Annotated in this window: 8 protein-coding genes; 1 reads left to right on the top strand and 7 read right to left on the bottom strand. The window is 65.1% G+C overall.

Annotation, left to right across the window (positions count from 1 at the left end; all coding sequences use genetic code 11):
• Positions 1-79: 79 nt before the first annotated feature.
• From AMD30_RS10665 to AMD30_RS10655, 3 genes are all read right to left on the bottom strand, one after another.
• Positions 80-748: a TM2 domain-containing protein gene (locus AMD30_RS10665; protein WP_055475605.1), complete on the bottom strand. Its 669-nt coding sequence runs from the start codon at positions 746-748 to the stop codon at positions 80-82.
• Between the two features lie 82 nt (positions 749-830).
• Entirely contained in the window at positions 831-1,373 is a 543-nt protein-coding gene (locus AMD30_RS10660) for a hypothetical protein (RefSeq protein ID WP_055475604.1), read from the bottom strand.
• 34 nt (positions 1,374-1,407) lie between these two features.
• Positions 1,408-2,433, bottom strand: a complete 1,026-nt coding sequence (locus tag AMD30_RS10655; protein WP_231632681.1) for an alpha/beta fold hydrolase — start codon at positions 2,431-2,433, stop codon at positions 1,408-1,410.
• Positions 2,434-2,729: 296 nt separating this feature from the next.
• Between AMD30_RS10655 and AMD30_RS10650 the strand changes: the two genes are divergently transcribed.
• Positions 2,730-3,365, top strand: a complete 636-nt coding sequence (locus AMD30_RS10650) for a DedA family protein (RefSeq protein ID WP_055475617.1) — start codon at positions 2,730-2,732, stop codon at positions 3,363-3,365.
• Here AMD30_RS10650 and AMD30_RS10645 read toward each other — a convergent pair.
• The 4 genes from AMD30_RS10645 to AMD30_RS10630 form a co-directional block, all read right to left on the bottom strand.
• Entirely contained in the window at positions 3,362-4,192 is an 831-nt protein-coding gene (locus AMD30_RS10645) for a hypothetical protein (protein WP_055475602.1), read from the bottom strand. The two genes, AMD30_RS10650 and AMD30_RS10645, sit on opposite strands and share 4 nt — an antisense overlap.
• Before the next feature lie 53 nt (positions 4,193-4,245).
• A complete protein-coding gene (locus AMD30_RS10640; protein ID WP_055475601.1) occupies positions 4,246-6,705 on the bottom strand; it encodes a TPR repeat region-containing protein in 2,460 nt (819 codons plus the stop codon).
• A gap of 10 nt (positions 6,706-6,715) precedes the next feature.
• Entirely contained in the window at positions 6,716-7,036 is a 321-nt protein-coding gene (locus tag AMD30_RS10635) for a hypothetical protein (RefSeq protein ID WP_081637202.1), read from the bottom strand.
• A 78-nt stretch (positions 7,037-7,114) separates the two neighbouring features.
• Positions 7,115-8,746, bottom strand: a complete 1,632-nt coding sequence (locus AMD30_RS10630) for a MinD/ParA family ATP-binding protein (protein WP_055475600.1) — start codon at positions 8,744-8,746, stop codon at positions 7,115-7,117.
• Between the last annotated feature and the right edge of the window lie 129 nt (positions 8,747-8,875).

The raw sequence follows: 8,875 nt of genomic DNA, 5'->3' as shown, positions 1-8,875 counted from the left end.
GCAACAGCCCGATATGTCGGCCGTGGCTCTCTGGTGGGCGGGCTTCAGGGGCGGTTCTGCTCGATGCGGGGAGTCCGGCTCAGTTGCCGAGTTTGAGACCGTTCTTGTCCCGTACGTTGCCGGTCAGCATCATGATGCCGTCGATCAGCGCCCACACGGCGACACCGAAGACGATGAAGATCCCGACGATGAAGATCGCGGTGATGTAGCCGAGGATGGTCAGGCCGAGCTGGATCGCGCCGGTGGTGTTGTCGCCGATGTAGAAGCGGCCGACGCCGAGGCTGCCGAGGAAGATCTGTAGCAGGCCGGCGACCAGCTTGGACTTGTCGGACAGCGGTTCACCGGTGGCCGGGTCCCGGCCGTAGGGCGCGGTCGGGTCGGGTGCGCCGCCGTACCCGTAGCCCGGTGCCGCGGGGTATCCGCCCTGCGGCGCACCGAACTGCTGGGGTGTTCCGTACTGCTGGGGTGCCCCGTATTGCTGGCCCCCGTACTGGGGTGCCCCGTACTGCTGACCCCCGTACTGCTGGTTGCCGTACTGCTGGTTGCCGTACTGCTGGTTGCCGTACTGCTGGTTGCCGTACTGGGGACTTTCGAACCCGGGTTGCGATGTTCCGGCTGTACCGAAGTCGGTGTTCCCCGGCTGCTGGGCGGCGGGGTCGGTGCCGTAGGTCGGTGCCGGGTCGGCAGGTGGTGGCTGCTTCACGAACGGATCGTCGGGCTTGTTGCCGGAGTTCTCTGGTGTGGTCATCGGGTGGATCCTCCTCGTGACTTGGGTGGAACGTCGTGCTCGGGTCGAACGGGTGGGCGGGCAGCCGGTCAGGCGACCCGACTCATGCGATGGCGGCCAGTTGGCGTGCGTAGTACACGCGACCGGACACGTCGCTCATCACCCAGGGCGAGGTCGCCGGGATGTTGGTGACGTGCATCGCGCCGCCCGCGCCCCGGACCCGTACCTGGATGTGGCCCGTCGTGCGCCGTTCTTTCATCAACAAGAACAGCAGACTCAGAAAGCAGACCAGAAAGAAGCCGACGAGCGCCAGCACCAGGCCCGTTTGTGACATCTGTTCGGAGGACACGGACATGTCGGTGACCTCCCACTGCGAACCCGCCAGCGGGAACGTGCCCGACGGCGTGATCACGTAGTGCTGCGTGCAGGTGATGTCTCCGATGACCACGAGTGGCGGTTCGGGCAGCGCCGCTGCGCCCGCGTCGGGGTAGGGCCGGCCGTACCCGGGAGAGACACCCGGGCTCGCGAAGTGGTTGGGAGCCGGGTAGTCGGCGGGGGCCGGCACGAATCCAGGACTGGAGTCGTAGGCATTCGGCTGGTGCGGCAACGGACGTGTGCCGTGATCGCCACTACCCGGGTAGGTCATCCAGCAATGGTGGCATACGCGTGTGTGTTTCGGGTCAGGTGGCGTTGCGCTCGTCTTCGAAGGCCTCGAGCACTTCGTCGACCGTGTCGTCGTCGCCGACGAACTGTTCGGGATGGGCGCCCTCGGACATCAGATGCCGCCAGTTGAGGGGGTCGAATTCCACCGGCGCGTGCCGTGAGATGAAGTCGATGACGATCCGGCAGAACCGATCCGGGTCGTCGTGGAACGGGAAATGCCCGGAGCCGGCGAAGGTCTCGAATTCGGAGTGCGGGATCGCCGAATGCGCCAGCTCGCCGTGGTGGTAGGGGATCACGATGTCCTGGTCGCCCCACACGAGCAGGACAGGCAGTCGCTCGGTGAGGTAGCAGCGGTCGAGCATCGTCACGGATTGTCCCCGCCAGTCGACGACCGCGCGCAGCGTGCGGAGGAAAGCCGCCGACGCGGTGGGGTCGGCGAGCCCGCCGAGAACCCGCATGAGGTCCTCATGGTCGGCCAGGAGATGCTCGGGTGTCGCCGCAGCGGGAAACACCGACGGCAACGGTGCGGCGACGATCGCCTTCGCGAGCGTCGTGAGACCCGGGACCACACCGGGGACGCGAAGCACCGACAGCACCTGCGGAACGACCGGCAGCGAGAACAGACGCAGGACCGGATTGACGTCGCGGGTGACCCCGCCTGCCGCGACCAGGACGAGTCGCTCGACGAAGCGCGGGAACTGATAGCAGAACTGCATCGCGACGCCGCCGCCCAGCGAGTGGCCGACGACCGTCACCTTGCTGATCCCCAGGACGACGAGGAGGTCACGCATGCCGTTGGCGAAGGCCGGCACCGAGTAGTCGGCGCGAGGCTTGTCGGAGTGCCCGTGCCCGAGGAGATCGGGCGCGATGACGGTGTAGTGCTGCGCCAGGATCGGGATGACCTCGTCCCAGGTCGACGAATTGTCGCCGATACCGTGGATGAGCAGCAGGGCGGGACCGCTGCCCGCGATCCGGTAGGCGCGGCGGTAGCCGTGGATGGTGTGGTACTCGATGCGGACGTCGGTGTCGGACACCGGACGCAGCGTCGGACCGGAAGTCGTGTTCGGGGACGGATCCCGGTGCTTCGTGGGCACTGTCTCTCCCCTCGGTGTCGCTCGTGCGGGTGGCAGATCGCGCGTCGGCGACGGGCCGGTACGTAGCAACGTCCGTTGTACGCCTCAGGGGTCGAGTAAACCGCATCCTCGGCCGTCGTGCGCGTCGGGTCCGGACGCGGTGGTGGTGACGGGGGGTTACCGGGAACTGAATGCTCGGCGACGCGTTGCGCGTCGCGACGCCGCGGGACTTCGACGTACCGGCCACGACACTACTGTTGGATTCGATGAATCCCTTCGACATCGAGTCCTTCGTGGCCACCGGCGGCCTCATCGGTCTCTGCGTGCTGATCTTCGTGGAGACCGGCATCCTCGTCGGGTTCATCTTCCCCGGCGACTCGGTGCTCTTCACCGCAGGTGTGTTCGCCGCGCAGCCCGAGCCGTTCGCACCACTCTGGCTGTTGTGCCTCGCCGTGCCGCTGGCAGCGATCCTCGGCGACCAGTGCGGCTACTTCATCGGACGACGTGTGGGTCGCAGCGTGGTCGAGGGCAAGCTGATGCGCACCATCGGGCCGGAGTACCTCGCGAAGACGAACCACTACTTCGACCGCTTCGGGCCGCTCACCGTGTTCTTCGGCAGGTTCATCGGGATCGTCCGCACGCTGACCCCGCTGGTCGCCGGCTTCAGCGGGATGTCGCACCGGACGTTCACCCTCTTCAGCGTGCTGGGCAGCTTCACCTGGGCCGCCGGGATCATCCTGCTCGGCTACTTCCTCGGCAACGTCCCCCTCATCCGCGACAACATCGAGATATTCATCATCGCCTCGGTGCTCACGATCGTCGTGCCGACGTTCATCCACCTGGCGCGGCGATGGCACACAGCGCGCAAGGTACGGCGTGCGGACCACCCGGGGACTGCTTAGGCGTCTGCGCCTTTGGGGGCGATCCATTCGGGGAAGCTCGGTGGTGCGGGTGGGTCGAGGGCTAGGAGGTTGTACCACTCCCAGGGGCCGTTGACGGGGTGCGGTGGTTGGAAGTCCAGGGATGTGGTGCCTGTCCACCCGGGGAACTTCTTGCGCCACCAGGCCACACACTCGGGTTCGTCGCCCCAGAAGTCGTTCACACCCCGTAGATCGCGGATGGCTCCGATAGACCAATTGCCGAAGACATTCCAAGACGGCTGATCGTTACCTCGAAAGTTGTGGTTGGCAGCTGACTCGTCACGGTGGCCCGAAGTACCTGCAGAAACGCCCGAGGGTTTCCTGAGCTGTACCTCGAGTGTGCGAGGGCGCGCTTCGCCGATGAAGCTGCCCTCGGCGTCGGCGGCGGGTGGATAGGCAGGCTTGACTGCTTGCCGCAGGGTGCAGATACGCGCCGTGACAGCTGTGTCTGTGACCGTCATCGAAGCAATGTGGCGAGACATCACCGTGTTCGCTACAGGGATGCGATTTCCGGGTGTTGGAGGCTGATCGGGTCTGCCCCAGTTGCCGAAGTAGTCGCGGGTGCCGGCGACGGCGTCGGCGTAGCCGGGGAAGGAGTGGGCGACGCCGGCCCAGGCGGCCATTTCGCCGCCGTCGAAGGTGGCGCGGATGAGTTCGGCGGGGCGGTCCTGGATGTCGATGCCGTCGGCTGCTGACCATTGCACCGAATAGGGGATCGTGGGTCGCTGGACAGAACTGGGCGGGGACGGCTCTGGCGCCGGTGTGCAGGCGATACCGCACGTCAGCAGCGCGCCGACGACGCTGTACACACCGACGCGGCGCCGGGTGCGAGGCCGACGATGGACCCGACGCACAACTTGCCCTAGGGGAGATTCAAGGTGGTCCACTTGGTTCCGAGCTCTTCCGATTCCGTCCAGACGCGCTGATAATCTTTCGGAATATTGTCTGGATTGCTGTTCACTCCGGCGCGCTGTTCGATGATCGTTCGAATCTTGCCCAGGTATTCTTCTTCGCTGACACGGCCCCCTTGTACGATTTCTTCTCTGCTACGCAGGGTTCCATCAGGATTAAAGAACTTTAGCTTCTCTAAATGGTCGGCGACATCGGGGTCTACCTGCGACCGCACATCCCCCTCTGTCGCTTCGGTGATGGCGATCAAGAGGTCGTTGACTGCCGTACTGTTCTCGCCTGTCGCGCCATGGAACTGGGCTTTGTACTTACTGGGACTGAAGTCTTCACTCGAACTCGACGGCGCCTCGCCGAGAAGCGTTGTCTTCAGAGCATCCTTACCATGATCAAGCAGGACATCGGAGCCAGGAACATTGTCCGTGACCTTGCCCGTTCCGAAGTCGGTGACTTTGAAGACGTCATCCAAGATCTTGGACTTGAGTTCGTAGGCGCTTTTTGCTGCTGCGAACTCGTCGCCAGCACGATCGGTCGCTGCGTAGAGGAGGCCTTCGTCCGCCAAACCTCGCAGGTGTGAGATCAGTTTCAGTCGCAGGTCTGCATCACCGGCGGCTGGGTTGTCGGCGTAGGTCTGCACTTCTGAGGCGATGTCGGCATAGACCTGGCCGTAGAATGTCTTGGCTGCCTCCTCGTCCGTTGCGAGCAGTCCGAAAATTCGTGAGGAGCCCTCGAAGTTGTCCGTTCCTGGCGTATGGATCAAGTTGCTATCGAGGGTGTCGTTGAATCCGGGAAGTGACCTGTCCTGGTGGCCACCGAGTTCACTTGTATACGGCGTGAAAGAATCCGCGAGGGTTCGCATCAGTTCGGGATTCACCTCACCCGCTGACTTCCCGTCGACCATTCCCGGGATATCCATCAGTGCGTTGTAGCCGTCGTGCGAACCGGTGTATCTGGCGATTGCTTCCATGATGGTCGCTGATCGCTCCGCGGCGCGATGATCGAGTTCTTGACCCAGGGTTCGTTGTTCTGGTGGTATGTCGAACGATTGGGACCGTGCGTCACTTTCCGTGACGGTCAATAGTGTGTCCGCGGCCCGCCCGTCGTCTTCCCACTGGGTGGTCATCAGATCGTGAATGAAGTCGGCGCCATCTGGCCCGGCGAAAGCATCACTGACCCACATCTTGTCCCGCCCGACGGCCTTCAAGATGTCTTGGATCTCTGGGTGCGCTGTGCCGGACGTTGTGAAGTTGTCGTCATATCGAACTTCGCCGTCGATATGAAAACCGTTGGCAATCTTCTGGCCGTAATATTCCTGCTCGTACTTGGCCATCGCGTCGGTGTACTTGCGCCCGAGGTCGCCGAGACGCCGGTCGATCTCGGTGCCCGCCTGATAGCGGGAGTCTCCGGAATGGAGCAGGTTGCCGAGTGTAGCGGTGTTTGCCAATCCGTTCACTGCGATGACGTTGTCACTGAGAACGACAGGGTTTTCGATACTGAGCACATCTTTGACGGTCTGAGGAAGCGCCTCGAATCCTCCATGGAGGTCACCCGCGCGGATGTTCTTGTTGGACAGGATTTGTAGTCCGTTGGCCAGCGCACCTCGTGTTCCCGCCATGGCGGGACCGACGCCGAACGATTCAAACGCCTTGATCCCGCTCAGGCTGCCATTTCCCACGTCGACCGCTCCGGTCGCATGTTTGATGTAGAGGAATTGCTCCTTCGTGATGTCGACGGGCTGCCCGAGTTGGAGGCGTGCCAACTGCTCCGGTGTGAGCTGCATGGCCCGCGCGAACCGCGCCCGTTGTTCCGGAGTCGCGGTCCCGGAGAGAATCGCTTGGGCGTCTGGCGCTGCCTTGGTGGGATCGATGGTCGAACTGTTCTGCGCGATCGACGCCGGTGTGAGACCGGCGATCGCACCGAGGGCGGCGGAGACCGCCGAATTCGTATTAGACACCGCGGTATCGGCGGCGCGGCCGAGATCCAGGAGCGCCTGCTGGAGCTCTGTCGCGGTGCCTTTGTCGTACTCGGCGCCGTCGGGTGCCATCGACTTGTTGAAATCGACGTTGTAGGCGGGATCGTTCGTGCGCAGTTCGTAGCCGAGCGCGGCCGCTGTGGACTTCTGGTTCTCCAACGTCGTCATCGCACCGCGGATGGCTGTCTTGCCGTTGTCCAAAGCCGCTGCAAGGGTCCCATACTGGTCGGACAACGATCTCAACCACCGAGTGATGCTCTCCGCGCGACCGTCGGCGGCCGTGCGGGCAAGACCTTTCCACTCCGCGGGGGTGAGATTGATGACCGGATTGCCGGCCCTCGGAGCTTGGCCGTCGAGGTCGGTCTGAAGCGTTCGCGCCGCTGATGCGATGTCGCCGAGCGATTCCGGTTTCCACCCGATGACCTGGTCGTAGGTCGGCGTCATCTCCGGACCGTCACGCGGGGCCGGCCGGGTAGGAGACGGCCTGCCGGATGAACGTCGCATTCTCGCCGTCGAGTTCGACTGTCGAGTTCTTGAACGAGGTGATCATCTCGGAGAACGCGGTGACCGCACCCGCGGCGTTCGTCAGCGACGTCGTGACATGCTGGTCGCCGCTACCGGCCACCTCGGTCATCGGGTTCGTCGCACCGGCGAATGCGCCGGTCAGCGTACTGAACGACGAGGCGAGGGTGTATCCCTCGATCGTCGACGCCACTGCGGAGATGGCTGTGGATGCGCCGCCCACCGCCCCTGGATTCACTGCAAAATCAGTCATGCTTCCCCCGTCCCGGACATGATCGCGTGAACTATAACAACGGCAACGACATACGGATGTTCGGCATCGTGAACATTCTCATCGGAGGAACGGCTCCTCCCGATATCCGGGTCCGCCGGAGAAGTCGTCGGCGATGGTCGCCGCGAGTTCGACGAACGACCGCTTGGTCGGCTTCGACATCAGTTCCAGATCGACATCCGCGCCCTCGGCGAGATGGTCGTCGAACGGGATCTTGTGGACGGCGCGGCATCGCGTGAGGAAGTGCTGGCCCAGCTGATCGGTGTCGATGGTCGACGAACCCGGCCGCGACGAACTCAGGACGACGACGGCGCGCGAGACGAGGTGTCCGAACCCGTGCGCCTCCAGCCAGTCGAGGGTCGCCCCCGCGCTGCGAGCACCGTCGAGAGCCGGTGAGCTGACGAGGATGATCGTGTTCGCGAGGTCGAGGACGCCGTTCATCGCCGAGTGGCTCAGGCCGGTACCGCAGTCGGTGATGATGATGTTGTAGAAGCGCTGCAACACGGTGATGACGCCGCGGTACTCCTCCTCGTTGAACGCCTCGGCCATCGCCGGGTCTCGCTCGGAGGCAAGGACTTCGAGACGGCTCGGTGCCTGCGAGGTGTGTGCCCGGACATCGGAGTACCGGTAGACGTTCTCGTCGGCGAGCAGGTCGCGGACCGTCGACCGGGTCTGTTGCGGAATCCGCTGTGCGAGCGTGCCGAGGTCGGGGTTGGCGTCGACGGCGATCACGCGGTCACCGCGCAACGACGCGAAGGTCGAGCCGAGACCGACTGTGGTCGTCGTCTTGCCGACGCCGCCCTTCAGGGACAGCACGGCGATGCGGTAGTCCCCGCGAACCGGTCGGTTCACCCGCTCGAGCAGTTGCTGGAATTCGATGTCGCCCTGCGACTCACCGGGATTGATGGCACCGGCCGACAGCGTGTGCACCGCCCGGCGCCACCCGCGGCTCGGTGCGCGACGAGCCTTGCGGATCAGGGCCACCTCGTCGAGCGACGGGCCTCCGGGAGGCGGCCCGTATCCGTGCTGCATCGGCTGTCCGGGAAAGGCAGGCGCGGGGCCTGGTCCCACCGGCACGGGACCGGCGTGCGGCGGCGGTTGATGACCGGCCGGGGTCGGCGGCATCGACTGGTGAGCCGGCCCCGGATCGCCGGGATGCGGGGCGGGCACGGGTGAACCGGGTGGAGCGAAACGTGGGTCGACGTGGTGCGGCGACATTCCGGGCACCGGTGCCGGGCCGGTGAACTGGTCTGGGCCGAACTGGTTTGGGCCGAAGTGATCCGATCTGGGGCCCGGGGGTACGTGAGGCGGCCACGGGGGAGCGGTGGGATTGGTGGCCGGTGGGACCTCGGGACGGAACTCCGGCGGAACGGTCCCGTTGGCCGGACGGGGATCGGTGGGCGCAGCCCCGGGGTGCATCGACGGGCCGAATGCGCCGGTCGGCGGTGGCGGGGACGCGGGCTGATCGGACATCGGCGGTACGCGATCGGTGTCGACGTCTGGATGTGGAGGTGCCGGCCGGCCGGCCGGCGATCCGCTGCCATTCGGAGGAGCAGACGCCTGGAACTGTGGCGGCGGGCCGGGATCGGCGGGCGGCGGCGCGAACTGCAGCCACGGCGGCGGGGCCGGCGCATCGGCATCCGGGCCCTCGGGCCCTGTTCGGTCGGGCCTCGTGGAGTTCTCGTACGTCATCGGGGAATCCTCTGGTCAAGCGGCCGGGCGCCGATCGCGTAGCTGCAAGTTCGGCGAGGCGAGCAGCGAATCCACCCCGTTTGTCGATCAACCCCGGCTGCGTCCTGCGGGAGTCTACCGAAGGCCGCG

This window comes from Gordonia sp. HS-NH1, from assembly GCF_001418765.1.
Classification (GTDB): Bacteria; Actinomycetota; Actinomycetes; order Mycobacteriales; family Mycobacteriaceae; genus Gordonia.
This window is presented reverse-complemented; position numbering and strand designations above follow the sequence as displayed.

Bases quoted from the DNA above. Each gene is read 5' to 3' on its own strand.
- AMD30_RS10665 (WP_055475605.1), bottom strand. From the start codon at position 748: ATGACCACACCAGAGAACTCCGGCAACAAGCCCGACGATCCGTTCGTG.
- AMD30_RS10660 (WP_055475604.1), bottom strand. From the start codon at position 1,373: ATGACCTACCCGGGTAGTGGCGATCACGGCACACGTCCGTTGCCGCAC.
- AMD30_RS10650 (WP_055475617.1), top strand. From the start codon at position 2,730: ATGAATCCCTTCGACATCGAGTCCTTCGTGGCCACCGGCGGCCTCATC.
- AMD30_RS10640 (WP_055475601.1), bottom strand. From the start codon at position 6,705: ATGACGCCGACCTACGACCAGGTCATCGGGTGGAAACCGGAATCGCTC.
- AMD30_RS10635 (WP_081637202.1), bottom strand. From the start codon at position 7,036: ATGACTGATTTTGCAGTGAATCCAGGGGCGGTGGGCGGCGCATCCACA.
- AMD30_RS10630 (WP_055475600.1), bottom strand. From the start codon at position 8,746: ATGACGTACGAGAACTCCACGAGGCCCGACCGAACAGGGCCCGAGGGC.